This window comes from Comamonas serinivorans, from assembly GCF_002158865.1.
GTDB classification, from domain to species: domain Bacteria; phylum Pseudomonadota; class Gammaproteobacteria; order Burkholderiales; family Burkholderiaceae_C; genus Comamonas_E; species Comamonas_E serinivorans.
The window spans coordinates 4,208,046-4,233,352 of the sequence record NZ_CP021455.1 but is presented as its reverse complement, the minus strand read 5'-3'; the positions used below and the strand labels follow the sequence as shown (position 1 = coordinate 4,233,352).

Sequence of the window (25,307 nt, the reverse complement as noted above, 5' to 3'; positions counted from 1 at the left end):
AGCGGGCTCTTGCAATGGCGCAGCAGGTCATCGAAGTGGCCGCCAGTCGCGATCAGGTGCTGGCGGTTGGCGTCAGGCTCCCGGTGCAGTGCGATGGGGGCGGCAGGGGCGCCTCTTGGGTGCGGCCGGATTCGGGTTGCGGTTCAGCGGCGCGACATTGACGGCTTCACGCCCCTCAGGTTGGGCATCTCGACACGGGACACGGATCCTGCGGCGCAGCCCACCGAGTCTCTGGCGTGGTCGCGTGACCAGGGGCGCCGTGGCGTGTAACCCCGGGCGGGAGGGCGCAAGCCCCATGGTCGGTTTGAGCGCGTGCGGGGTGGGGGATGGCGCTTAGGCCGCATGATTGAGCCAGTATGCGGCATTGCGCGATGAGTCTGTATCGACTTTCGCGGCATGCCGCCCAACTGTGTCAGCGGGGCAGGACGCTCGACACCGGGCCTTGGGGGATGGTGGCCGCAGCACTGCGCACGGCGACCGGAGCCTGCGTGGCGGCGTCACCCATCTCGGCTGCTGGTGGTGGCAGGGTGCGCGGTTGCGCCACGCGGGGCGAGGTGGGCCGGTTTGGCGCCACGCGGTCGCCTTGGGCCAGTCGCGAGGCCGACGGCACGGCGCGCGCAGCGGCAGCCTGAGCCGCCGGTTGCAGCGGCGGTGTTTTCACGGCCGAGGCGGGGGCGCCGTTGGAGACGGTGTAGGGCGAGGTGAGGGCCTGCATGGTCAGTTGAACCGAGGCGCCGTCGCGCGTGCGGAGCGTGGCACTGCGCTCGCCCAGCTCGCTCAGGGTCACGCCGCCATCGGCGTCGCCCACGGGGCGGCCGACGACGATGTGGCGGGCTGGACGCCCATCGACGCTGATGATGGCGGCGCCGGACGGGCCGTTGCGCACCACACCCAACAGGTCGTAGCGGCTGGCGGGCGCGGTGGCCGTCGTCACGGGGCCGTCGGTCTGGCCCAGCAGGCGGCCGACGGCCTTGCTGTCGACCTGGGCGGCAAAGCCGCTGGCGGCCACCGACGCGGGCAACTGGCTGGGGTTGCTCAGTTGCAGGCCCCAATACACCGCGCAGCCGAAGGCCAGGCCCCAGACGGCCAGGCTGGCCACGCGTGGCAACACGCGAGGCCCAATCCGCAAACGAGTCAATGTCACCATCGGCCCATTATCATGGATGCTGATTTGCCAACCCAAGACACACCCATGTTCCGTTCGTTGCAACGACGTCTGCACGCCACGATTCGCCCTGGTTTCCCCGCTTCGACACGCCAGGCGCGTGGCTTCACGCTGATCGAGCTCATGGTGGTGCTGGTCATCATTGGGGTGCTGGCCGCGCTCATCGTGCCCAACATCATGGGCCGCACCGACGACGCGCGTGCGACGGCCGCCCGCACCGACGTGAACAACATCGTGCAGGCGCTGAAGATGTACAAGCTGGACAACCTGCGGTTCCCGACCGCCGAGCAGGGCCTGCAGGCGCTGATCCAGAAGCCGGGCACCAACCCCGTGCCACCCAACTGGAAGGGCTACCTGGAAAAGCTGCCCAACGACCCCTGGGGCAACCCCTACCAATACCTGAACCCCGGCGTGCGTGGCGAGGTGGACGTGATGTCCTTCGGTGCCGACGGCAAGCAGGGCGGCGAGGGCAAAGACGCCGACATCGGCAGCTGGCAATGATTGCTTGGCGGGGTATGGTGCTGTTTTCGTTGATTTGTGATCGGCAATGGCCTGATACTCCTCCTAATTTAATGATGATGTGACTGTGACGCAGCGTGGTTTCACCCTGGTCGAGGTGCTGGTGGTCGTGGCCTTGATCGCCCTGGGCACGGCCAGCGTCAGCTTCGCCATGCGCGACGGGGATGCCACGCGGCTGGAGCGCGATGGCCAGCGCCTGGCGGCGCTGCTCGAGGCGGCGCGGGCGCAATCGCGCGCCTCGGGCGTGGCGGTGCGCTGGCGTCCGCAAGGCAACAGCTTTGTGTTCGAGGGCCTGCCCGGTGCGCCGCTGCCCACGGGCTGGCTGAACACCGACACGCTCAGCCTCGGCACCCAGACCGTCACGCTGGGGCCGGACCCCATCGTGGCGCCGGCCCGCATCACGCTGGGCCAGGGCGGGCAGGCCCAGACCACCGGCGCGCGCGTCGATGTGGTGAGCGATGGCTTGCGGCCGTTCCACGTCGAAACCCGCATGGAGTCGCGATGAGCCGGACCGTGTGGTGCCAAGCGCCCCGGCGCGCAAGCCGTCAGGCCCGGTGTGGGCCGGAATCCGGCCGTACCGGGCTGGGGAGGCCGGTGCAGGCCGGGTTCACGCTGGTCGAGGTCATGGTGGCGCTGGCGGTCTGCGCCATTGCGCTGACCGCGGGCACCAAGGCCATGCAGGCCGTGACCCGCAATGCCGAGCGCCAGGCCAACGCCGTGCTGGGCAACCTGTGCGCCGACAACGCCTTGAGCAACCTGCGCATCACGGGGCAGTACCCCAACGTGGGCGACAGCACCCAAGCCTGCCCGCAGGCCGGGCGCGACCTGCAGGTGCGCTTGACGGTGCGGCCCACGGCCAACCCCAGTTTCCGGCGTGTGGATGCCGAGGTCTTCCTGGCCGGCGAACCCGTGGTGCAGGAAGTGACCATCGTGGGGCGGTACTGATGGCGTTGCACCAGCAGGCACAGTATGGTGTGATTGCCGATGAGGGATCAACGGCATGGGGTGAATACTGCCTCAATCAAGGGTGGCGACAATTGCCATGCCAATCCATGGGCGCGGCGGCGGCCTTCGATGAGCGCGCCATCCCGCCACCGGGGCTGGGGCGGGGCCGGCGCCACGTTGGCATACACGGCCAAGCGGTGAACAGGAGCGGTCTCCTGCGGGTCTGGCCGGCTCAGGCCGTGCAGCCGGCTCCCGAGCGGGCCAGGCGCGGCGGCTGGGCCGCGCCCCCTTACGCCTCCATGCCAGTCTTGCACGGGCAGCTGAAAGCCACCCCGGCGCCGAGGCGAGCCCAGCGCGGCTTCACCCTGGTCGAGGTGCTGGTGGCCATCGTGGTGTTGGCCCTCATGGCCGTGATGAGCTGGCGGGCCATCGACGGCATGGCCCGGGCGCAGGGCCAGTCGCGCGGCTACACGGACGACGTGCTGGCCATGAACGCCGCCATCGCGCAGTGGAAAACCGACCTCGACCAGCAGCTGGTGCCCCTCGATGCCCTGCGCAGCACCGCGGCGCGCGAGCCCACGCCCATGCAGTGGGACGGGCAGAGCATGCGCATCACCCGTCGCGTGGGGGCCGAGGGCGATGCCGCGCTGCAGGTGGTGGCCTGGGCGCGGCGCCTGGACGGGCAGGGCACGTGGATGCGCTGGCAATCGGGGCCGTTGACCCGGGTGAGCGACTGGCGCGCGGCGTGGGACGCGGCGGGCCGCTGGGCCCAGGGCGGCCTGATCGGCGACCAGGCCCGCGAAACCCGGCTGTTGCCGCTGACCGACTGGCAACTGAGCTACTACCGCGGCAACACCTGGACCAACGCCTTGTCCTCGTCGGCCACCCAGGTGCAAACGGGCAGCGACGAGCAGGGCCAGCGCATCCGCACGCAAAGCCAGGGCATGGTCGATGGCGTGCGGCTGGTGCTGCAGTTGCCCCAGGGCCAGGCCTTTTCGGGCACGGTGACGGTGGACTGGGTGCGGCCCACGCGCGGAGGCGGTCGATGAACACCAACGTGGCACCCCATGACACGGCGGCCGGCCGCCGCGTGCCGCTGGCGCCCATCGCCTCGTGCCAGAGCGGGGTCAACCCAAGCGCCACCCGTGGTGCCGAACCGGCTCGACGCTCGGACAATGCACGGCCAGGGTGCGCTGCCCAGCGCGGCGCGGCCTTGCTCATGGCCATGCTCATCGTGGCGCTGGTGGCCACGCTGGCGTCGGCCGCCATGTGGCAGCAGTGGCGCGGCGTGGCGGTTGAAACGGCCGAGCGCACCCGGGTCCAGTCGGTCTGGCTGCTGACGGGGGCCCTGGACTGGTCGCGCCTGATCCTGCGTCAGGACGCCATCTCGGCCCAGACGGTGGACCACCTGGCCGAACCCTGGGCCATGCCGCTGGCCGAGTCGCGCCTGTCCACCTTCCTGGCGGGCACGCCGGGGGCCGGCACCGGCGACGACATCCGCGACGCCTTCTTGTCAGGGGCCATCGTGGACCTGCAAGCACGCATGAACATCGGCAACCTGGTGACTGGCGGCACCCTGTCCCAGCCTTGGCAACGCCGTTTTGCGCGCCTGTTCGAGGTGTTGAACCTGCCCAACAGCGAGCTGGACCTGCTCGTGCAGGGCATGCTGGCGGCCTACCCGAAAGCGGGCACCACCGCGGCCGCCGATGCACCCCTGCCGCCAACGCAGATGGACCAGCTGACGTGGCTGGGCCTGTCGCCCCGCACCATCGAGGCGCTGAAACCCCATGCGGCGCTGGTGTCGGTCTTCCAGGCCGTGCCCGTCAACCTGAACACGGCCTCTGCCGAGGTCATCCACGCCGTGGCCGTGCAGGATCCGGGCGCGGGGGCGTCCGCCGCCACGGGCCTGGACCTGGCCGGCGCCCGCGCCCTGGTCGAGCAGCGCGACACCACGTACTTCCGCAACACGGCCATGGCGCGCCTGGCCCTGACCCAGATGGGCAAGGACGAAGGCTTGATCGGTGACAGCTACTTCGGCGTGCGCTCGGACTTGTTCGAGGTGCGTGGCCGCCTGCGGCTGGACGACCTGGCGCTGGAAGAAGTGTCCAGCGTGCAGCGCAACGGCAACGCCGTGAGCGTGCTGGAGCGGCGGCGCACCACGGTCACGGCGCCCGCGCCGGGCGGGCTGGATTACGGCAGCATGCAGTCGCGGTTGGGCCCGTGAGGCTGTTTGATCGCGGCAACAGGCTGGTCTTTTGTTTGGAGTCCGCAACGCGGTTCGGCCGAGCTTGGCGGGCTGCACGAAGGGCTTGGTCAAAGTGCGGTGATGAAGCGTCTCTAAAATGCATCGTTTGCCCGCGGATTGTTGCGATCACCGCAAATGTAACCAGCGGTTATGGTGCCCAGGGGCTGGCCTGGATTAGCATGGGCAAGACTTCAGGCCGCTGTACAGCTTTTTTCTTCATGTCCTTGTTCCACCTCGTTTTTTGCTGTGACGCGTCTGGCCTCGGCGGTCGGCACGCCGCGCGCACGCCCGGAGCAGCGGCATGAGCAGCCTGGTCATCTGGTTGGGCCTCGATGTGGGGCCGCAGGTTCGCTACCCCTACGTCACGTCCAAGGACGGCATCCACACCCACAAATACGGCCAGGCCCAGGCTGCGCTGCTGCCCGAGCAAGCGCGCGGCGGCGAGGTCGTGGCCATCGTGCCGGCCAGCAGCCTGTCCTGGCACGAGGTGCGCCTGCCCAAGGGCGTGGGGCTGGGCTCGCCGCGCCTGCGCCAGGTGCTGGAGGGATTGCTGGAAGACAAGTTGCTGACCGAGGTGGCCGACACCCACCTGGCGCTGGCGCCCGGCGGCGAGTCGCTGCTGGGGGCCAAGGTCTGGGTGGCGGCGTGCGACCGCAGTTGGTTGCGCAACCACCTGCAGACGCTCGAAGCCGCCCACCGCCCCGTGACCCGCATCGTGCCCGAGCTGGCGCCGCGGGCGGCCGGGCTGGTCGTGCAGGTCACGGGCGAGGCCCAGCTTCCGTGGCTGCTGGCCACGGGGGCGGCCGTGCATGGCGTGCTGTGCATGCCGCTGTCGCCGGGCGTGCTGCAGCTGCTGCCGCCCCTGGCCGCCCAGGAAGCCGAACAGACCGACATCACCGCCGAGCCCTCGGTCGTGGAGTCGGCCGAGACCGTGCTGCAGGTGCCCTTGCGCCTGCAGGCCCGTGCCGACCGGTTCATGGCCGCGGTCCAAAGCGACTGGGACCTGGCCCAGATGGAATTTGCCAGCACCGGCTGGGCGCGGGCGAGCAAGCGCGCCACTTCCGTCTGGCGCAATGTCCTGCATGGCGCCAGCTGGCGCCCGGTGCGCTGGGGGCTGGGGCTGGTGCTGCTGGCCAACCTGATCGGGTTGAATGCCCTGGCCTGGAAGGCGCAGCAGGCCCATGACCAGCGCAAACAGGCGATGAACGAGGTGTTGACGCGGACCTTTCCGCAGGTGCGTGTGGTGGTCGATGCACCGATCCAGATGGCCCGCGAGGTGGGCCTGCTGCGCCAGGCCACGGGGGCGCTGAATGGCGGCGACATGGATGCCATGATGAGCGCGGTGGCGCCGCACCTGGGTGGGGCCACGCCCACCGAAGTGGGCTACAACGCGCCGAATGAGCTGGTGCTCAAGGGCGTGCCCCTGCCGGCCGATCAACTCGAGGCGCTGAACCAGGCCGTGGCCGCGCAACGCCTGACGGCCACGCTCAACGGAGCGGACCTGACCGTGCAATGGATGGGGGACGGGCGATGAACTGGCGCAAACCCCTGCGCACGCCCCGCGAGGGCCAGGCGCGCAAGCTGCCCGCTTGGTTGCAAAAGGGCGTCGACTGGCACGCGGCCCTGGCCCCGCGCGAACGCACCCTGGTGTGGGCCGCGGCCCTCGTCGTGGCCTTGGCCGTCTGCTGGTGGGGGCTGTTGTCGCCCGCGTTGTCGACGCTTCAACGCGTGGCGGCCGAGCGCCAGAACCTCGATGCGCAATGGCAGCAGATGATGAGCCTGCAGCACGAGGCGCAGGCGCTGCAGGCGCAGCCCAAGCTGAGCCCGCAGGCCGCGCGTCAGGCGCTGGAAGCCAGCGTGACGGCCGGCTTTGGCGATGCCGCCAAGCTGCAATGGACCGGCGACCGCGCCAACATCACCGTGACCCAGGTGAGCGGTGGTGCCGTGGCCCAGTGGGTGGCGCGCGCCCGCGTCGATGCCAAGGCAGTACCTGTGCAGGTGCGATTGACCCGTGCGCCGGGTGCGGCGGTACTGTGGAATGGCCTGATTTCCGTCGGGATGCCCCAACCATGACATGCGAGGCCCAGCTTGGTTGAGTCGCGCTTTCCAGCAGACATGTACGGCGGCACCTGGCGCCGTGCCCAGGTGCCGCCCAAGGCCTACGTGCCCTGGCGCTGGGCGGTGGGCGGTGCACTGCTTGGCACGCTGGCGACGCTGGTGGTGTTTGCCCCCGCACGCTGGCTGGCGGCGGGCCTGGCCCAGGCCACGCAGCAACAGGTCATCCTCAGCGACCCCACGGGCAGCATTTGGCGTGGATCGGCGCAACTGGTGCTGTCGGGCGGTGCCGGCAGCCACGATCGCGCCGGCCTGCCGGGACGCGTGAGCTGGCGCCTGTCGCCCGGCTGGCAGGGCCTGCAGGCGCAGGTCGAGGCCAGCTGCTGCACCCGCCAGCCGATGGCCCTTGGCGTCACCCCGCTGTGGGGCGGCGTGCAGCTCAAGCTGGCGCAGCTGCAGGCCGATTTGCCGGCCCAGCTGCTGGAAGGCCTGGGCGCCCCCTTCAACACCTTGCAGCCCCAGGGCCGCTTGAGCCTGGCCAGCCAGGGCCTGACCGTGCGCTGGCAGAGCGGCCGCGCTTCGCTACAGGGCGAGGCCAGTTTCACCGCCAGCGACGTGTCCTCGCGGGTCTCGCCGCTCAAGCCCCTGGGCAGCTACCGCGTGGTCATATCGGGGGGCGACAGCCCCTCGCTGGCCTTGTCCACCTTGGGAGATGCCCCGCTGCGCCTGACCGGTTCAGGGCGGTGGGTGAGCTCACGCCTGCGTTTCTCGGGCGAGGCCGTCGCCGCCCCCGAGCACGAAGTGCAATTGTCCAATTTGCTGACCTTGATTGGCCGCCGCTCGGGTGGCAAGGCCATCATCTCCGTGGGTTAGGAAGTCGATCCACCATGACCAAACACCTCCATCGCCCGCGTGGCGCCTCAACCGGCCTTCGAATGGGCTCGCCTTCTCCGCTGGCCCGTGCGCTGGCGCTGGTGATGCTCAGCGCGCCGCTCAGCCTGGGCATGGCACCGGCGGCCCTGGCCGCAGGCGACCAGCCGGAGCTGCGCCGCGGGGCCAGCGTGACGCTCAACTTCATGAACGCCGAGATCGATGCCGTGGCGCGCGCCGTCGCCACGCTCACCGGTCGCAACGTGGTCGTCGATCCGCGGGTCAAAGGCACCATCAACTTGGTGAGCACCAACCCGGTGACGCCGGGCGAGGCGGTGCAGATGTTCGTGCAGCAGCTGCGCACCCAGGGCTTTGCCATGGTGTTCGCGAACGGTTTGTACACCGTCGTGCCCGAGGCCGAGGCCAAACTGCAGACGGGCTCGGTGTCGGCCGGCAAGGTGCCGGCGGCGGGGGGGCAGATCATCACGCAGATCTTCCGGCTCAACCACGAGAGCGCTGCCAACCTGGTGCCCGTGCTGCGGCCCCTGATCAGCCCCAACAACACCATCAACGTCAGTCCCAGCACCAACGCGTTGATCATCACCGATTACGCGGACAACCTGCAGCGCATCGCCCGCATCGTGGGCACGCTGGACGTGAACAACGCCACCAGTGTCGAGGTCATCAAGCTCCGGCACGCCGTGGCGTCCGACCTGGCGCCGGTGATCATGCGCCTGGTGGAGTCGGGCGGCAACGGCAACCTGCCCACCGCGTCGCCGGCCGCGGGCAGCGCACCCGGGGCACAGGTCAACATCGCGGCGGCGGCGCCCGCATCGGGGGCCGACACCGCCTACCGCACCACGCTGATGCCCGAGCCGCGCAGCAATTCGCTCATCCTGCGGGCGGCGAATGCGGCCAAGGCGGCGCAGGTGCGCGACCTGATCGCCAAACTCGATCAGCCTGCCGAGTCCAACTCGGGCTACATGGGCGGCAACATCCACGTGGTGCACCTGAAGAACGCCGATGCGGCCAAGCTGGCCGTCACCCTGCGTGCGGCACTGGCCTCGCTGCCGGGGGCCAATGCCTCGGGTACCGGCACGGCCGGAGCGCAGCAGGGCGTGGCGAACACCGGTGCCAACGTGGGCGCGGGCGTGGTGCCGGCCAACGCCTCGGCCGGCATGACGGGCAACACCGGTGCCAGCGGCAGCATCAGCACCGGCCCCACCATCAACGCGGCGAGCAACAACCAGCCCTCCACCGGTGGCCAGATCCAGGCCGATCCGTCCACCAACTCCATCATCATCAGCGCGCCCGAGCCGGTCTACCGCCAGCTGCGGGCCGTCATCGATCGCCTGGACGAGCGGCGCGCGCAGGTCTACATCGAGGCCTTGATCGCCGAGGTGAACGACAGCCTGGACGCCGACTTCGGGGTGCAGTTGCAGGCCGTGCTCGGCAACGCCGTGGCCATTGGCACCAACTTCAACAACGGCACCTCGACCAACCTGCTCCAGCTGGCGGCTGCAGCAGCGGCTTACGGCAACAACGGCTCATCGACCAACCTGAATAACCTGGGCAGCGTCCTGCCCGGCCCGGGCACCAACATGATCGGTGGCGTCGATTTCGGGTCCGGCAACAAGCTGGGTGTGCTGGCCAACTTCCTGCAGACCTCGGGCGCTGGCAACGTGCTGTCGCGCCCCACGCTGCTGACGCTGGACAACGAGGAAGCGCGCATCGTCGTGGGCCAGAACGTGCCCTTCGTGACCGGCAGCTACACCACCACCAGCAACAGCAGCACCAACCCCTTCCAGACCTACGAGCGCCAGGACGTGGGCCTCACGCTGCGCGTGCGCCCGCAGATCAGTGAAGACGGCACGGTCAAGCTGGTGATTTACCAGGAGGCCTCCAGCCTGCAGTCGGGCACCACCGCCTCGGGCTACATCACCAACAAGCGCTCCATCGAGTCCAGCGTGGTGGTGGACGACGGCTCCATCGTGGTGCTGGGCGGCCTCATGCAGGACACCTACAGCGAAAGCGAGGACAAGGTGCCCGTGCTGGGTGATGTGCCCATCGTGGGCAACCTGTTCAAAAGCCGCAGCCGCACCGGCTCCAAATCCAACCTGATGGTGTTCCTGCGCCCGGTGGTGCTGCGCGACGGCTACCAGGCCGACGAGTTCTCGCAAGGCCGCTACCAGGAGATGCAGACCCACCAGCGCGCTTCGCAGCCCCGGCCCAGCGTGTCGACGCCGGTCAACCGCAGCGCCGTGCTGCCAGACCTGCCGCCGCGCCCCATTCCCGAGTCCACCAGCAAGCTGGTCGTGGACCCCGCCAATTCGGTCACTCCGGCGCCGTCGCGTCAGCCCCTGAAGCCGACGCCGCCTGCGGCGCTGCCCACAGCGCCGTATGGGGCCGACTATTCGCCGTCGTCGCGCACCTCGGGCACAGGCCCGTCCGAGCGCTACGACCCCAGCCTTTACGTCAACTGACCTTCGCGAACGCGACACCGGCCATGCGCTACCCCTTGCCCTATGCCTTCGCCCGCGAAGCCGGCTTGCTGCTTGAAGACGATGGCACCGCTGCGGTGCTGTGGCTGAGCACGCACAGCGACAAGGGCGCCCTGGGCGAGGTCATGCGGCGCTTCGAGGCGCAGCGCCTCCAGCCCGAGGCGTCCGGCGAGCGGCTCATCGTCCAGACCATGACGCCCGACGCGCTGACCCAGCGCATCAGCGTGGCCTACGCGCAGGGCGAGTCCAGCGCGGCGGCCGTGGTGAGCGAGGTCGAGTCCGACGCCGACCTGCAGCGCATGATGCAAGAGCTGCCTGCGGTGGAAGACCTGCTGGAGACGGCCGACGACGCGCCCATCATCCGCATGCTGAACGCGCTGCTCACGCAGGCCGCGCGCGATGGCGCGAGCGACATCCACATCGAGCCCTACGAGCGCAGCTCCAGCGTGCGCTTTCGCGTCGACGGCACGCTGCGTGAGGTGGTGCGGCCCAACCGCGCCCTGCACGCCGCCCTGATCTCGCGCCTGAAGATCATGGCCGAGCTGGACATCGCCGAAAAGCGCCTGCCGCAAGATGGGCGCATCAGCCTGCGCATCGGCACGCGGGCGGTGGACGTGCGCGTGTCCACCTTGCCCAGCGCTCACGGCGAGCGCGCCGTGCTGCGCCTGCTCGACAAGAGCGAAAGCAAGCTCTCGCTCGAATCGGTGGGCATGCAAGGCCATGTCTTGCGCCAGTTCGACGACCTGATCCACCGGCCGCACGGCATCGTGCTGGTCACCGGCCCCACGGGCTCGGGCAAGACCACCACGCTGTACGCGGGGCTGCAGCGCCTCGATGCCGCGGCCAACAACATCATGACGGTCGAGGACCCAATCGAGTACGAGCTGCCCGGCGTGGGGCAGACGCAGGTCAACGCCAAGATCGACATGACCTTCGCCAAGGCCCTGCGCGCGCTGCTGCGGCAAGACCCGGACGTCATCATGATCGGTGAAATCCGCGATTTCGAGACCGCGCAGATCGCCATCCAGGCCTCGCTCACCGGTCACCTGGTGCTGGCCACGCTGCACACCAACGACTCGGCCAGCGCCATCACGCGCCTGATCGACATGGGCGTGGAGCCTTTTCTGTTGTCATCGTCGCTGCTGGGGGTGCTGGCGCAGCGCCTGGTGCGCAAGACCTGCACCGACTGCGGCGGCGCCGGCTGCGAGCGCTGCGGCAAGACCGGCTACGCCGGTCGCACCGGTGTGTTCGAAATGCTGGTGGTGGACGACGCCATGCGCGCCCTCATCCACCAGCAGGCGGCCGAGGCCAAGGTGCGCGACCTGGCCCTGAGCCACGGCATGACGCTGATGCGCGACGACGGCGAGCGCCTGGTGCGCGCAGGCATCACCACGCCCGAAGAAGTGCTGCGCGTGACCGGAGCCGACTGAACCCGGTCGGCACGCGGTGGGGCAGGGGGCGCAGAGTCGCTGAGGTTCTCGCTGGAGACGGTTTCGCTCAGGATGAGGAAAACGTCCTCGGGCATCGTGCCGGTCAAGAACCTGGTGCGGCGCGATGCACGCCAGGTCGCCAAGAGGGATCGCTCAGGCTCGAGCCGTCATCGAGTGCCTTCCCGGCGTGACCAGCGTGGAGGGGCCATGTGATGCCATGGCGGCGGTCACGTCGTGGGCCCGCAACGGGCACCGCTCAGGCGCAGCGCCATCCGCAAACGACAACGGCAAGCCAGCGCTTGCCGTTGGGGGCTGTCACGGGGGATGGCTGACGCGGTGCACCAACCCGTGATCGGTGTCGGAGTGTGGAGTATCGGGCTACTGCCGTTTTATCATAAACGGCGATAGGTCGATACTCCGTGAAGTGCTGGATCCGCCCCTCAATCGCGGAAGTTGTTGTACGACAGCGGCAGATCGGCCATGTCCTTCTTCAGCAGGGCCATCACGGCTTGCAAGTCATCGCGCTTGGCGCCGGTCACGCGCACGGCGTCGCCTTGAATCGCGGCTTGCACCTTGAGCTTGCTCTCCTTAACCAGCTTCTGGATCTTCTTGCCGTCTTCGCTGCTGATGCCGCTCTTGACGGTGATGACCTGCTTGACCTTGTCGCCGCCGATCTTCTGCACCGTGCCCTTGTCCAGAAAGCGCACGTCGACGTTGCGCTTGGTGAGCTTGTTGCGCAGGATGTCCTCGATCTGCACCAGCTGGAAGTCGGCGTCGCCGATCAGCGTGATCTCCTTGTCCTTGAGCTCGATGGCGGCCGAGGTGCCTTTGAAATCGAAGCGCGTGCCGATTTCCTTGGCCGAGTTGTCGACGGCGTTTTTCACTTCCACCAGATCGGGTTCACACACGGTGTCAAACGAGGGCATGGGGGATCCTTTCTTCAAGAGGTCTGCGGCTGGCGCCTGAGGCCAGCCTGCGGGATGGGGCGCCAACGCAGTCTGCGCCGGCCAGGCGTGAGTGCTTGGCCAGGCTGCAGCGGGGCGGGCAAAGATTGTCCCATGAGCGTGCCGGCGCGAAGTTGCCGGCGAACGTGCCGCTAGGGACGGGCGATGGTCCGGCGCAGGCGGCGGGCCGTCCACGCCAGCCGTGCCCGGACAGGGCTACGCGGCAGGCGCGCAATCGCCATGAAAAAAACCTGACGCCACGCAGGACGCCAGGTTTTCTTGCGCCTGCCGCACGGGGCGCAGGCATTGATTCAGGGGTGAGTCGGGTCAGCGGTAGCCGCCGCCACCATAGCCACCACCGCCGTAGCCGCCGCCACCGCCGTAGCCGCCACCGCCGTAGCCGCCACGGCCACCGTTGCCGCCGCCGAAGTTGCCACGGGGGCGCTCTTCACGGGGGCGGGCGATGTTGACGGCCAGGTTGCGGCCGCCCACGGATTGCTCGTTCAGGCCCTCGATGGCGGCCTGAGCTTCTTCAGCGGTGTCCATTTCGACAAAGCCGAAGCCCTTGGAGCGACCCGAGTCGCGGTCCATCATGACTTTGGCGGACTGAACCTGGCCATAGGCCGCGAACAGGTCTTGCAGATCCTCGTCGCGGATCGAGTAGGCGAGGTTGCCGACGTAGAGTTTGTTGTTCATGAAACGTGTGGTGAGTGAAAGTGAATGCAGCGGCGTCAGCGTTTGCGGTATTGCGGCCTGGGTGCACCGCCAGCGCGGGGCTCCAGATGCCGGAAGGTGACACGGCCCTTGCTGAGGTCGTAGGGCGAGACTTCGACGGACACCTTGTCGCCTGCGAGCACGCGGATGCGGAATTTGCGCATCTTGCCGCCCGTGTAGGCGATGAGCTGGTGGCCGTTTTCCAGCGTGACGCGAAAACGGGAATCCGGCAGGACTTCGTCGACCTGGCCGCGCATTTCAATGAGTTCTTCTTTGGACATTCGTCTCCTTGGAGGACCGGCGAAGCAACGTCATGCGCAACGGGCATGGTTCAGCGGCGGCCAGTGACGTGAAACAGGGGGGCTTGAAGCAAGGCCGGCGATCACCGGTCGCATGGCCGTGGGTGCTTGGCATCGACAACGAGGCGTCGTCGTCCCCGATGGGGGTGGGCTGAGAGCCCGGCGACAGCACGAACCTGTCGCTGGTGGAAGTGGATGGACTCAAACGGGAACCGCTGCACAGCGGTCAAAAGGCAAGTCCGGTGAACCTGCCGGTGTGCCTGATCAGGCACGTGGAGCACGTCAAGAACAAAGCCCATCCATCAGGATCGGCCCAAAAAGCGTGTGACATGCGATCACGCGAAGCTGAGAGTCTACCACAAACGGTGGTGGGCTGCCCAGTTGTCGCCATTCGGCGTTGGGTCACGCACACAAAACGCCGATGCCCTGAGGCCGCACGGGCCGAAGCGCAGCCGGTTCCCGCGTGTCATACCGGCTTGGCCGGGCGCTCACATCGGCGTCGCACCGGGACAGCCGCCGAGCGCCTGACATTCCTGGAGCAGCGTGTTGTGGTCGTTGACCAGTTCACGGTCTTTCGTGTCGCAGCGCGCGGCAGAGGCGGCCTGCTCACTGGCTTTCTGAGACGCGTAGACCTGCCCTCGCAGGGTGTTGTACGCGCTGCGTTTCTCGGCCTCCAGGCGAGCTTGCTCGGCCCGGCAGGCATCACGGTGCGCAAAGACAGCCGCATCGGCATCGGGAACGCCTCGTCGCTCCAACGAGAGCTTGCGTCGCTCTTTCTGGCTGGCCGCCACCGAGGCATTGAGCCGATCCGCTTCAGTTTGCGCGGGGGCCGATGAGGAGGCGGTTGTGGCGGGCGCCATGGCCAAGGGGGCGCGCCCACTGGCGGGCTTCACCTGGATGGGGCCACCCCGACCTTGGACGCAGGGGGTGTCTTGGAACACCAGCTTGCCATTGGCGCCGATGCACTGGTTGATGGCCCAGCTGGGTGAGGCCGTGAGCAGCACGGCGGTCAGTGCGATGAGGTGCTTCAGCATGCGGGCTGGTCGAGTGACAAATACTTACATCGTAGCGCAGAGCGGGTGGCGACCCATCGCCACCGGGGGACCGGGCAGGTTCAGCCGCCGAGGCTCTGGCGCGGACGATGCCGATGGGGCACGTCGATGTCCGGGGGGCGCGCCGGTTCAACCCAGTTTTGCGAAACACGACAGCCAGCACGCGCGCTCAACCACTCAGCGCCGGGCCCTGCTGCCTCGGCTTGGCGGCAGGGCGTACTGTTCTGGTGTTCAAAGGCGTGGGCAACCCTTTGAACAGCCTCCGCGAGGATCGTTGGCTTGCGCATGCCCAGCCCGCGCCGCGCAAGGTGCTGACGAGGGCGTTCACTGAGGGTGTTGCCAAAACTTGCGCACAACGTGGTCAAGCCCGCGTCCCGCAATGGGGTGTCATCGGGTTTCCCCCAGGCACGGAAGGCTTGGCAAGGGCAAGGCTTCATTTCAAAATAGCACGATCGTTCGTTTTATTCTGTACCTGTGACCGACACCGTTTCACCCGCGACCCGTTCCGCCGCCCGCCGCTTGGCAGGGCGAGGCCCTGCGCCCGCGCCCGTGGCGGCCAGCAAAGGCGAGCAGACGCGCATGGCCATCCTCGACATGGCGCTGGCGCAGGCGGCGCACCAGGGGCTGGAAGGCCTGTCGATCGGTGTGCTGGCCAACGCGCTCAACATGAGCAAATCGGGCGTGTTTGCCCACTTCGGCTCGCGTGAAGAGCTGCAGCTGGCCGTGATCGGCGAGTACCACCAGCGGTTTTCGCGCGATGTGTTCGAGCCGGCCCTGACCGTGCCGCGCGGCTTGCCGCGCCTGCAGGCCCTGTTCGACAACTGGATGCGCCTGACGGCCGTGGAGCTGCACAAGGGCTGCCTGTACATCAGCGGGGCGGCCGAATTCGACGACCGGCCCGGCCCCGTGCGCGATGCCTTGCACGGCATGGTGAGCGACTGGCTGGCGGCGATGAAGCGCGCGCTGCGCATCACGCGCGACGAAGGCCACCTGCATGCCGAGGCCGACCTGGAACAGATGCTGTTCGAGATCCATGCGCTGATCCTGGCGCTGCACCACGAGGCGCGCTTCATGCGCAGCCCCGGCTCCATCGAGCGCGCCCGCACGGGTTTTCGTCGGGTATTGCTTCAAAACGGTGCCGTTGACATCGACAACCTGGCCATACCCGCTGCTGCGGTTATGCCAGCCTGATCAGGGGCCTGGCCCGCCCCTTGCCCCGCGTTCTTGTCCCTTTTTCTTCCGGAGACCCCCATGCCCAGCTACACGCCCCCCCTGCGCGACATGCAGTTCCTGCTGCACGAAGTCTTTGATTCGGTCGAGCGCCTCAAGGCCATCCCGCGGTATGCCGAGCTGGATGCCGACACCGTGAACGCCGTGCTGGAGGGCGCCGGCCAGTTCGCGGCCGAGGTCACGCAGCCGCTGAACCTGTCGGGCGACAGCGAGGGCTGCACGCTGGACCGCGACACGCACACCGTCACCACGCCCAAGGGCTTCAAGGAGGCGTATGCGCAGTTCGTTGCCGGCGGCTGGCCGGCCTTGTCGTGCGAGCCCGAGTACGGCGGCCAGGGCCTGCCCTTCGTGGCCAACCAGTGCCTGTACGAGATGCTGAACAGCGCCAATCAGGCCTGGACCATGTACCCGGGTCTCTCGCACGGCGCCTACGAGGCCCTGCATGCCTATGGCTCGGACGCGCAGAAGCAGACTTACCTGGGCAAGCTCACCAGCGGTGAGTGGACCGGCACCATGTGCCTGACCGAGCCGCAGTGCGGCACCGACCTGGGGCTGTTGACGACCAAGGCCGAGCCCCAGCCCGATGGCAGCTACCGCCTCACCGGCAGCAAGATCTTCATCAGTGCCGGCGAGCACGACATGGCCGAGAACATCGTGCACCTGGTGCTGGCGCGCCTGCCCGATGCGCCCAAGGGCAGCAAAGGCATCAGCCTGTTCGTGGTGCCCAAGTTCCTGGTGAACGACGACGGCAGCCTGGGCGCGCGCAACCCCATCTACTGCACGGGGCTGGAACACAAGATGGGCATCCACGGCAACGCCACGGCGCAGATCAGCCTCGAAGGCGCGGCGGGCACGCTGGTGGGTGAGCCGAACAAGGGCCTGCAGGCCATGTTCATCATGATGAACGCCGCACGCCTGGGCGTGGGCAACCAGTCGCTGGGCCTGACCGAGGTGGCGTTCCAGAATGCGCTGGCCTACGCCAAGGAGCGCATCCAGATGCGCAGCCTGTCGGGCCCCAAGGCCAAGGACAAGCCGGCCGATCCCATCCTCGTGCACCCCGACGTGCGCCGCTCGCTGCTGACGGCCAAGGCCTATGCCGAGGCCGGCCGTGCGCTGCTGGTGTACTGCGCGCTGCTGGTCGACGAGCACCTCTACCACCCCGACGAGAAGCGCCGCAAGCAGGCGAACCAGCTCGTCGCGCTGCTCACGCCCATCGCCAAGGCCTTCGTCACCGACAACGGCTTCATCGCCACCAACGAGTGCATGCAGGTGTTCGGCGGCCACGGCTACATCCACGAAAACGGCATGGAGCAGTTCGTGCGCGACGCCCGCATCAACCTGATCTACGAGGGCACGAACACCGTGCAGTCGCTGGACCTGCTGGGCCGCAAGGTGCTGGGCGATCAGGGCGCGGCGCTCAAGCTGTTCGGCAAAGAGGTGGCGGCCTTCATCGAAGCCGAGGGCGTGAACGAGGCCATGGCCGAGTTCATCAACCCGCTGGCCTTCCTGGCCGACAAGCTGACCAAGTTCACCACCGAGCTGGGCTTCAAGGCCTTCACCAGCCCCGACGAGGCGGGCGGCGCCAGCGTGGACTACCTGCGCGTGGCGGGGCACCTGGTCTACGCCTACCTGTTTGCGCGCATGGCCAAGGTGGCGCAAACGGCCCTGGCCGCCGGCAGCACCGACCCCTTCTACACCGCCAAGCTGCAGACGGCGCGCTTTTACGTGGCACGCCTCTTCCCCGAGGTGGCCAGTCGCATGCAGACCGCGCGCTCGGGCGTGGCCAACCTGCTCGACACCGACGCCGCACTGGCTTGATGGCCTGCAGTATCAGCCTTTTACCGTTTGATGTGAATCGAAAGAAGGCAGATACTGCTTCTGAATGATGGTGGCAAAACCCAGAGCCCAACCGACGGAGACATGCATGACACCGACTGAATCCACCCTGCTGGCGCGCCTGGCCCTGGGCCTGCTGTGGGCCGGCACGGCGGCTGCCGCCAGCGCCCAGATGACCCCGGTGGGGACCTGGCGCAGCGTCGACGAGAACGGCCAGCCCAAGGCGCAGGTGCGCATCGAGGCGCAGGGCGAGGGCGCCAGCCAGGTGCTGACGGGCCGCATCGAGAAGGTGCTGCGCGCCGGGGCCGACCCCAAGGCGGTGTGCGACAAGTGCACCGATGCCCGCAAGGACCAGCCCATCGTGGGCCTGGAGATCATCCGGGGCGCCAAAAAGGGCGAGGGCGACGTGTGGGAAGGCGGCCGCATCCTCGACCCGGAAAAGGGCAGCGACTACGGCCTGCGCCTCACGCCCATCGAGGGCGGCGCCAAGCTGCAGGTGCGCGGCTCCCTGGGGCCCTTCTTCCGCACGCAAACCTGGCAGCGCGTCAACTGATGCAGTATGGGCTCATTGCCGTTTCAAAGTAAACGCACATGGTGCCATACCCCATTTCACTGAATGTCCGAGGCGGCGGCTTGACCGCCTGCCGAGAGAAAGCCCTTTCATGAGCAACCGTTTTCCCATTCGCAAAGTGGCCGTGCTGGGCGCGGGCGTGATGGGCGCGCAGATCGCCGCCCATCTCGTCAACGTCCAGGTGCCCGTCATCCTGTTCGACCTGAAAAGCGTCGAGGGGCGGCCCAGCGGGGCCGATGCCCCCACGCGCCCGACTGCGTCTGGTTCGCTGCCCGCGGGGGCTCACCCTGGCTCGGGGCGGCCCAGCGCCATCGCCGAGCGCGCCGTGGCCAACCTGGCCAAGCTCAAGCCGGCGCCGCTGGGCCTGGCGAGCGATGCCGAGCTGATCGAGACCGCCAACTACGACGACGACCTGAAAAAGCTCAAGGGCTGCGACCTCATCATCGAGGCGATCGCCGAGCGCATGGACTTCAAGCGCGACCTGTACGCCAAGATTGCGCCGCAGGTGGCCAAGCACGCCATCCTGGCCACCAACACCTCGGGCCTGTCCATCCATGCGCTGGGCGAGGTGCTGCCCGAGGCGCTCAAGCACCGCTTCTGCGGCGTGCACTTCTTCAACCCGCCGCGCTACATGCGCCTGCTGGAGCTGATCGGCACGCCAGACACCGACGCGGCCGTGCTCGACACGCTGGAGGACTTCGCCATCCGCACGCTGGGCAAGGGCGTGGTGCGCGCCCAGGACACGCCCAACTTCATCGCCAACCGCGTTGGCACGGCCGGCATGCTGGCCACCGTGATCGAGGCAGAGAAGGCCGGCCTGACCCTCGACGTGGTCGACGACCTGACCGGCAAGCGCCTGGGCCGCGCGCCCAGCGGCACCTTCCGCACCATCGACGTGGTGGGGCTGGACACGGTGGGCCACGTCATCCGCACGCTGCAGGACAACCTGAACGCGGACACCGATTCCTTCTACGCCAGCTATGGCACGCCGGCCGTGCTGGCCAAGCTCATCGAGCTGGGGAACCTGGGCCAGAAGACCGGTGCGGGCTTCTACAAAAAGGCAGGCCGCGACATCCTGCGCTTCGATGCCCGGCGGGGCGACTACGTGCCCAGCGGCGCCAAGGCCAACGAGGTCTATGGCCGCATGCTGAAGCGGCCGGCCGCCGAGCGCCTGAAGCTGCTGCAGGCCAGCACCGGCGCCGAAGGCCGCTTCCTCTGGGCCGTGTTGCGCAACGCCTTCCACTACGTGGCCGTGCACCTGAAAGACATCGCCGAGTCGGCGCGCGACATCGACCAGGCGATGCGCTGGGGCTTTGCCATGCAGCAGGGCCCGTTCGAGCTGTGGCAGGAGGCGGGCTGGTTGGAAGTCGCCCGCCTGGTGCAGGCCGACATCGACGCCGGCCGGGCGCTGTCGAGCGAGCCGCTGCCCGACTGGGTGTTCAGCGGCCCCGTGGCCGAAGCCGGCGGCGTGCACACGGCGCAGGGCTCGTGGAGTGCGGCCAAGCAGCGCTTTGTGCCGCGCCGCGAACTGCCGGTGTACCAGCGCCAGCTGGTGCCCGAGCTGCTGCTGGGCGAGGCCCCGAGCACAGCCGGGGAGCGTGGGGGCCACACCCTCTTCGAAGACGCCACGCTGCGCGCCTGGACGCCCGATGGCGAGGTGCTGGTCGCCACGCTCAAGACCAAGATGCGCGTGATCAGCCCGCAGGCCGGCGAGGCGCTGTCGCGCGCGCTGGACCTGGCCGAAGCCGAGTTCAATGGCCTGGTCATCTGGCCCGGCAGCGATCCGTTCTCGGTCGGGGCCGACCTGGAGGCCATGCTGCCCGGCTACGTGGCGGGCGGCGCGGACCTGGTGGACGCCATGCAGCAGGAGCTGCAGCAGCTGTTCCTGCGCCTGCGCTACGCCCAGGTGCCCACGGTGGCCGCTGTGCGCGGCATGGCGCTGGGCGGCGGCTGCGAGATGCTGGTGCATTGCGCCAAGCGCGTGGCGGCCCTTGAGAGCTACATCGGCCTCGTCGAGGTGGGCGTGGGCCTGGTGCCCGGCGGTGGCGGGCTGACCTACATCGCGCGCCGGGCGTTTGAGAACGCGCAGACCAGCACCGACAAGGACCTGCTGCACTTCCTGAGCGAGGGCTTCACGGCCGCCGCCATGGCCAAGGTGGGCACCTCGGCGCTGGAAAGCCGCGCGCTGGGCTACCTGCTGCCCAGCGACACCATCGTCGCCAATGTGGACGAGCTGCTCTACGTGGCAATTGCCGAAGCCAAGGCCATGCACGCCGCCGGCTGGCGCGCGCCCCACAAACGCCTGTTCGCCGTGGGCGGCCGCGACGCCCAGGCCACCATCACCGGCCAGCTGGTCAACCTGCGTGACGGCGGCTTCATCAGCCAGCACGACTTCGACGTGGCGCGCCTGATCGCCGGCGTGGTCACCGGCGGCGACGTGGACCCCGGCACGCGCGTGAGCGAGGAGTACCTGATGACGCTGGAGCGCCGTGCGTTTGGCCAACTGCTGGGCCACCCCAAGACGCACGCCCGCATCATGGGCATGCTGGCCACCGGCAAGCCGGTGCGCAATTGATGGCGGACCGCCATGCAGCGCGAGGCCCGCAGTGCACGCAGCTTGCTGGGGCTGCTGCTGGCGTTCGCCCTGCCGATCGTGGGGGCCAGCGTCCTGGACCTGCCGATCGATGCCTGGCCGATGGCGGATGCCGCCGTGCTGACGGGCCTGGGCGTGCTGGGCGGACTGTGCGCCGTGGCGGGGGCGCCTGGGCTGGCTCAACCACGCGGGTCTCAGCGCTGGCCGCAGGTGGCCAACCGAACCGGCCCCACTCCACGACGCCCCATGAACCCCATCGCCCCCCGCCGAACCCCGCATCGGCATGCCGCAGATGGCCTGAACCCGGCCATCCGGCAGTGCCCGCGCTGCCCCTCACAGACTGAGCAAGCACCATGAAACAGATTCAAGACGCCTACATCGTTGCGGCCACGCGCACGCCCATCGGCCGTTCGCACAAGGGCTTTTTCAAGCACACGCGGCCCGATGACCTGCTGGCCCACACGCTGCGCGCTGCGCTCGCGCAGGCACCGGGGCTGGACCCGGCCGCCATCGAGGACATCGTCTGTGGCTGTGCGATTCCCGAAGCGCAGCAGGGCCTGAACGTGGCGCGTGTGGCCGGGGTGCTGGCCGGCCTGCCCAAGAGCGTGGGCGGCATCACGGTGAACCGCTTTTGCGCGTCTGGCCTGTCGGCCGTGCAGATGGCGGCCGACCGCATCCGCGTGGGCGAGGCCGAGGTGATGATCGCCGCCGGCGTGGAAAGCATGAGCCTGGTGCCCATGATGGGCAACACCCCCAGCCTGTCGCCCCAGTTGTTCGCCAACACGGCCAACGTCGACGACTACGGCATCGCCTACGGCATGGGGCTGACGGCCGAGAAGGTGGCGCAGCAGTGGCAGATCAGCCGCGCCGACCAGGATGCGTTTGCGCTGCAGTCGCACCAGCGCGCCATCCGCGCCATGGAGGCGGGCGAGTTCAGCGACGAGATCTGCCCCGTCACCGTGACCGAGCGTGCGCTCGACCTCCAGCGCGCCGAGGTGCAGACGCGCGAGCGCGAGGTGGTGCTGGACGAGGGCGCGCGGCCCGACACCAGCCTGGCGGGCCTGGCCCGGCTCAAGCCGGTGTTCGCCGCGCGCGGCTCGGTGACTGCGGGCAACAGCTCGCAGACCAGCGACGGGGCCGGCGCCTTGATCCTGGCCAGCGAAGCCGCCGTGAAACGCTTTGGCCTGACGCCGCTGGCGCGCTTCGTCAGCTTTGCGGCCAAGGGCGTGCCGCCGCACATCATGGGCATTGGCCCCATCGAGGCCATTCCGGCCGCGCTGCGCAACGCCGGGCTCACGCGCGATCAGATCGACTGGATCGAGCTGAACGAAGCGTTTGCCGCGCAGTCGCTGGCCGTGATGCGCACGCTGGCGCTGGACCCCGCCAAGGTGAACCCGCTGGGCGGCGCGATTGCGCTGGGCCACCCGCTGGGGGCCACGGGCGCGATCCGCACGGCCACCGTGGTGCACGCGCTCAAGCGCCATGGCTTGAAGTACGGCATGGTCACCATGTGCGTCGGCATGGGCCAGGGCGCAGCGGGCATCTTTGAGCGAGTTTGAGGCAGTATGGCTGGGTTTCCGTTTCATTTAAAACGGAAGCGTGGCCATACTAGGTGATGAAAATTCCTCGATAGTTGACCAGGAGGCCAGGAGGCCAGGAGGCCAGGAGGCCAGGAAGCCAGGAAGCCCGGCCTTCAGCGCCGCGTCAGCACCAGGATGTCGGCGTCGCGCCGCATCTGAAAGCGGTTCAGGAAGCTGTTGCCCAGCAGCACGTAGGGCATGCGCTGGCTGGTGACCACCGCGTCCACGTCAAAGACCTCGACATCGCCGATGCGCACCGAATGCAGCTTGAGTGCATACGCCGGGGCCACGCCATTGGCCGTGCTGACCTGGACCGCCCGGCCCTTCTGGTAGTCCACCCCGAGCTTGACGGCGTCGGCCAAGCTCATGGCCACGCTGGTGGCGCCGGTGTCCACCATGAAGCGCGTCGGCTTGCCGTTGACCAGGCCTTCGGCCAGGAAATGCCCGCTGGCGTCGCTCGCCATGCTGATCTGGCTGCCCCCGACGGGCGGTGCCCCGCCGGCCACGCTGGCTTGCGTTTCGCCCAGGTGCAGGTCGCTTTGCGCGCCATCGACGCGGATGGTGACCACTTCGCCCTTCACGGCCACCAACTGCACCGAGCCCAGCGATTCGCCCGGGCTCAGCGCCTTGGCCGTGCGGCCGTTCACCACCAACAGGGCCTTGTTGCCCATGATGCCCTGCAGGGTGACGCGCGTGCCCTGGGCCGCGCCGGCCGAGGCGGGTGGGGCCGCGCCCGGTGCCCCCGGCGTCTGGGCACCGGCTGGCGCGCCGATCGCGCCGCACAGCGCGAGCAGACCCGCCAGGGCCCAGCGCGGGGCCAGGGAGGAGAAGCGGGCGAGGTGGGGCATGGGGTGTGACGGCAAGGCAAAGATGGCGTGCAGCTTAACGGTAAATTGCAACAAATTTTGACTGAGCCGACCGGCGTGCACGGGCCTGGCGCCGCGGGGCGGCGTGGCTATAATCGCGGCCTTGTTCCGAGGAGCGTTGCAGCGCCCCAGGCCGACCGGGTTCACCGGCTGGCGCACACGGGCGTGAGGCTCGGAACCCTTCTTCTTGCAACGACGCTCATCCACTTCTCGTGCGGTGAGTTGTTTCCTGATCTCCCCAGCGGGCGGTGGCTTTGTCTGAACTTCGTTTAGGAGCCCCCTCATGAATGCACCTGCTGCATCGCTTGCCCCGGCCGAAAGCCGCATTGCCGACATCTCGCTGGCCGCCTGGGGCCGCAAAGAGATCAAGATCGCCGAAACCGAAATGCCGGGCCTGATGGCCGTGCGCGAGGAATTCGCCGCCGCTCAGCCGCTCAAGGGCGCGCGCATCACGGGCTCGCTGCACATGACCATCCAGACCGCCGTGCTGATCGAGACGCTGACGGCCCTGGGCGCGCAGGTGCGCTGGGCCTCGTGCAACATCTTCTCGACCCAGGACCATGCGGCCGCCGCCATCGCCGAGACCGGCGTGCCCGTGTTCGCCATCAAGGGCGAGTCGCTCCAGGACTACTGGGACTACACACACGCGATCTTCGAATTCGGCGCCAAGGGCACCGACGGCGAAGGTCCGAACATGATCCTGGACGACGGCGGCGACGCCACCATGCTCATGCACCTGGGCATGCGCGCCGAGCAGGACCTGTCGGTGCTGGCCAACCCCGGCAGCGAGGAAGAGAAGATCGTCTTCGCCGCCATCAAGGCCAAGCTGGCCCAGGACGCCACCTGGTACAGCCGCAAGAGCGCCCAGATCATCGGCGTGACCGAGGAGACCACGACCGGCGTGCATCGCCTGAACGAAATGTCCGCCAAGGGCACGCTCAAGTTCCGCGCCATCAACGTCAACGACTCGGTGACCAAGAGCAAGTTCGACAACCTGTACGGCTGCCGCGAATCGCTGGTGGACGGCATCAAGCGCGCCACCGACGTGATGATCGCCGGCAAGGTGGCCGTGGTCGCGGGCTATGGCGACGTGGGCAAGGGCTGCGCCCAGGCGCTGACGGCGCTGCGCGCCCAGGTCTGGGTGACCGAGATCGACCCCATCAACGCGCTGCAGGCCGCCATGGAAGGCTACAAGGTCGTGACCATGGAGTACGCCGCCGACAAGTGCGACATCTTCGTGACCACCACCGGCAACCGCGACATCATCCGCCACGAGCACATGGTGGCCATGAAGAACGAGGCCATCGTCTGCAACATCGGCCACTTCGACAACGAGATCGACGTAGCGTCGATCGAGCAGTACGAGTGGGAAGAGATCAAGCCCCAGGTCGACCACATCACCTTCCCCGACGGCAAGAAGATCATCCTGCTGGCCAAGGGCCGCCTGGTGAACCTGGGTTGCGCCACCGGCCACCCCAGCTTCGTGATGAGCAACTCCTTCGCCAACCAGACGCTGGCCCAGATCGAGCTGTTCACGCGCCCCGACGCCTATGACGTGGGTAAGGTCTACGTGCTGCCCAAGGTCCTGGACGAGAAGGTCGCGCGCCTGCACCTGAAGAAGGTCGGCGCCCAGCTGACCGAGCTGACCCAGGCCCAGGCCGACTACATCGGCGTGAAGCCCGAAGGCCCCTACAAGCCGGAGACCTACCGCTACTGAGCGCGGCCGTGCCGGGTGCCCTGGATGGCATGCGGTCGCATGCGCTTGGGGGCCTGGCCGGTGAGCGCGTGGCGCGCCTGCGGCGGTCGTGAACGCTGCGAGCCGCCCGCGGTAGGTGGCCGGCTGTGCTGCGGCGCGCGGGCGCCAGTGCCGGCGATGGTTCACCGATGCGGAC

General features: G+C 68.4%; 23 protein-coding genes and 1 riboswitch. Of the genes, 17 read left to right on the top strand and 6 right to left on the bottom strand.

Annotated elements, in window-relative coordinates:
- Window positions 1-412 precede the first annotated feature (412 nt).
- The gene (locus CCO03_RS18125) at window positions 413-1,111 is read right to left on the bottom strand and encodes a hypothetical protein (RefSeq protein ID WP_157667790.1); all 699 of its coding nucleotides are present in this window, start codon (window positions 1,109-1,111) and stop codon (window positions 413-415) included.
- A gap of 81 nt (window positions 1,112-1,192) precedes the next feature.
- Here CCO03_RS18125 and gspG point away from each other — a divergent pair, with 81 nt between their 5' ends.
- The 10 genes from gspG to CCO03_RS18075 all read left to right on the top strand — a co-directional run bounded on the left by gspG (window position 1,193) and on the right by CCO03_RS18075 (window position 11,730).
- Window positions 1,193-1,666 carry a type II secretion system major pseudopilin GspG gene (gene gspG / locus CCO03_RS18120; RefSeq protein WP_087283385.1) on the top strand — a complete coding sequence of 158 codons (474 nt, stop codon included), beginning with the start codon at window positions 1,193-1,195 and terminating at the stop codon, window positions 1,664-1,666.
- Window positions 1,667-1,751: 85 nt separating this feature from the next.
- The gene (locus CCO03_RS18115) at window positions 1,752-2,189 is read left to right on the top strand and encodes a prepilin-type N-terminal cleavage/methylation domain-containing protein (RefSeq protein WP_236903934.1); all 438 of its coding nucleotides are present in this window, start codon (window positions 1,752-1,754) and stop codon (window positions 2,187-2,189) included.
- Between the two features lie 89 nt (window positions 2,190-2,278).
- Entirely contained in the window at window positions 2,279-2,629 is a 351-nt protein-coding gene (gene gspI / locus CCO03_RS18110) for a type II secretion system minor pseudopilin GspI (protein WP_418236031.1), read from the top strand.
- Between the two features lie 299 nt (window positions 2,630-2,928).
- Entirely contained in the window at window positions 2,929-3,678 is a 750-nt protein-coding gene (locus tag CCO03_RS18105; RefSeq protein ID WP_087283379.1) for a PulJ/GspJ family protein, read from the top strand.
- Entirely contained in the window at window positions 3,675-4,853 is a 1,179-nt protein-coding gene (gene gspK / locus CCO03_RS18100) for a type II secretion system minor pseudopilin GspK (RefSeq protein WP_087283377.1), read from the top strand. Before CCO03_RS18105 ends, gspK begins: the two co-directional genes overlap by 4 nt.
- A 322-nt stretch (window positions 4,854-5,175) precedes the next feature.
- On the top strand, window positions 5,176-6,408 hold the full coding sequence (gene gspL, locus CCO03_RS18095; protein ID WP_087283375.1) for a type II secretion system protein GspL: 1,233 nt from the start codon (window positions 5,176-5,178) through the stop codon (window positions 6,406-6,408).
- A complete protein-coding gene (gene gspM / locus CCO03_RS18090; protein WP_157667789.1) occupies window positions 6,405-6,947 on the top strand; it encodes a type II secretion system protein GspM in 543 nt (180 codons plus the stop codon). Before gspL ends, gspM begins: the two co-directional genes overlap by 4 nt.
- 42 nt (window positions 6,948-6,989) lie before the next feature.
- A complete protein-coding gene (gene gspN / locus CCO03_RS18085; RefSeq protein ID WP_087283372.1) occupies window positions 6,990-7,802 on the top strand; it encodes a type II secretion system protein N in 813 nt (270 codons plus the stop codon).
- A gap of 62 nt (window positions 7,803-7,864) precedes the next feature.
- Window positions 7,865-10,282, top strand: a complete 2,418-nt coding sequence (gene gspD / locus CCO03_RS18080) for a type II secretion system secretin GspD (protein ID WP_236903932.1) — start codon at window positions 7,865-7,867, stop codon at window positions 10,280-10,282.
- 23 nt (window positions 10,283-10,305) lie between these two features.
- Window positions 10,306-11,730: a GspE/PulE family protein gene (locus tag CCO03_RS18075; RefSeq protein ID WP_087283368.1), complete on the top strand. Its 1,425-nt coding sequence runs from the start codon at window positions 10,306-10,308 to the stop codon at window positions 11,728-11,730.
- Between the two features lie 440 nt (window positions 11,731-12,170).
- Here the strand turns inward: CCO03_RS18075 and CCO03_RS18070 are convergent, their stop codons facing one another.
- From CCO03_RS18070 to CCO03_RS18055, 4 genes are all read right to left on the bottom strand, one after another.
- Window positions 12,171-12,656, bottom strand: a complete 486-nt coding sequence (locus CCO03_RS18070) for a YajQ family cyclic di-GMP-binding protein (RefSeq protein ID WP_087283366.1) — start codon at window positions 12,654-12,656, stop codon at window positions 12,171-12,173.
- A gap of 345 nt (window positions 12,657-13,001) precedes the next feature.
- Window positions 13,002-13,370 carry an RNA recognition motif domain-containing protein gene (locus tag CCO03_RS18065; protein ID WP_087283364.1) on the bottom strand — a complete coding sequence of 123 codons (369 nt, stop codon included), beginning with the start codon at window positions 13,368-13,370 and terminating at the stop codon, window positions 13,002-13,004.
- Between the two features lie 35 nt (window positions 13,371-13,405).
- The gene (gene infA, locus CCO03_RS18060) at window positions 13,406-13,669 is read right to left on the bottom strand and encodes a translation initiation factor IF-1 (protein WP_087283362.1); all 264 of its coding nucleotides are present in this window, start codon (window positions 13,667-13,669) and stop codon (window positions 13,406-13,408) included.
- Window positions 13,670-14,175: 506 nt separating this feature from the next.
- Window positions 14,176-14,721, bottom strand: a complete 546-nt coding sequence (locus CCO03_RS18055; protein WP_087283360.1) for a hypothetical protein — start codon at window positions 14,719-14,721, stop codon at window positions 14,176-14,178.
- A 597-nt stretch (window positions 14,722-15,318) separates the two neighbouring features.
- Between CCO03_RS18055 and CCO03_RS18050 the strand changes: the two genes are divergently transcribed.
- The 6 genes from CCO03_RS18050 to CCO03_RS18025 all read left to right on the top strand — a co-directional run bounded on the left by CCO03_RS18050 (window position 15,319) and on the right by CCO03_RS18025 (window position 22,528).
- Window positions 15,319-15,930 (top strand): TetR/AcrR family transcriptional regulator, encoded by a 612-nt coding sequence (locus CCO03_RS18050; protein WP_087284908.1) that lies wholly within the window; start codon window positions 15,319-15,321, stop codon window positions 15,928-15,930.
- A 60-nt stretch (window positions 15,931-15,990) separates the two neighbouring features.
- A complete protein-coding gene (locus tag CCO03_RS18045) occupies window positions 15,991-17,787 on the top strand; it encodes an acyl-CoA dehydrogenase C-terminal domain-containing protein (protein WP_087283359.1) in 1,797 nt (598 codons plus the stop codon).
- 106 nt (window positions 17,788-17,893) lie between these two features.
- Complete coding sequence (locus CCO03_RS18040; RefSeq protein ID WP_087283357.1) at window positions 17,894-18,358, top strand: DUF2147 domain-containing protein; 465 nt, start codon at window positions 17,894-17,896, stop codon at window positions 18,356-18,358.
- A 109-nt stretch (window positions 18,359-18,467) separates the two neighbouring features.
- Window positions 18,468-20,951, top strand: coding sequence for a 3-hydroxyacyl-CoA dehydrogenase/enoyl-CoA hydratase family protein (locus CCO03_RS18035; RefSeq protein WP_087283355.1), 2,484 nt, complete (start codon window positions 18,468-18,470; stop codon window positions 20,949-20,951).
- A gap of 12 nt (window positions 20,952-20,963) precedes the next feature.
- A complete protein-coding gene (locus CCO03_RS18030) occupies window positions 20,964-21,326 on the top strand; it encodes a hypothetical protein (RefSeq protein ID WP_087283353.1) in 363 nt (120 codons plus the stop codon).
- On the top strand, window positions 21,323-22,528 hold the full coding sequence (locus CCO03_RS18025; RefSeq protein ID WP_087283351.1) for an acetyl-CoA C-acyltransferase: 1,206 nt from the start codon (window positions 21,323-21,325) through the stop codon (window positions 22,526-22,528). Before CCO03_RS18030 ends, CCO03_RS18025 begins: the two co-directional genes overlap by 4 nt.
- A gap of 134 nt (window positions 22,529-22,662) precedes the next feature.
- Here CCO03_RS18025 and CCO03_RS18020 read toward each other — a convergent pair whose 3' ends face one another.
- On the bottom strand, window positions 22,663-23,397 hold the full coding sequence (locus CCO03_RS18020) for a retropepsin-like aspartic protease family protein (protein ID WP_236903930.1): 735 nt from the start codon (window positions 23,395-23,397) through the stop codon (window positions 22,663-22,665).
- 122 nt (window positions 23,398-23,519) lie between these two features.
- Window positions 23,520-23,623, top strand: a riboswitch (S-adenosyl-L-homocysteine riboswitch).
- Window positions 23,624-23,698: 75 nt separating this feature from the next.
- Here CCO03_RS18020 and ahcY point away from each other — a divergent pair.
- On the top strand, window positions 23,699-25,132 hold the full coding sequence (gene ahcY / locus CCO03_RS18015; RefSeq protein ID WP_087283350.1) for an adenosylhomocysteinase: 1,434 nt from the start codon (window positions 23,699-23,701) through the stop codon (window positions 25,130-25,132).
- Window positions 25,133-25,307 lie beyond the last annotated feature (175 nt).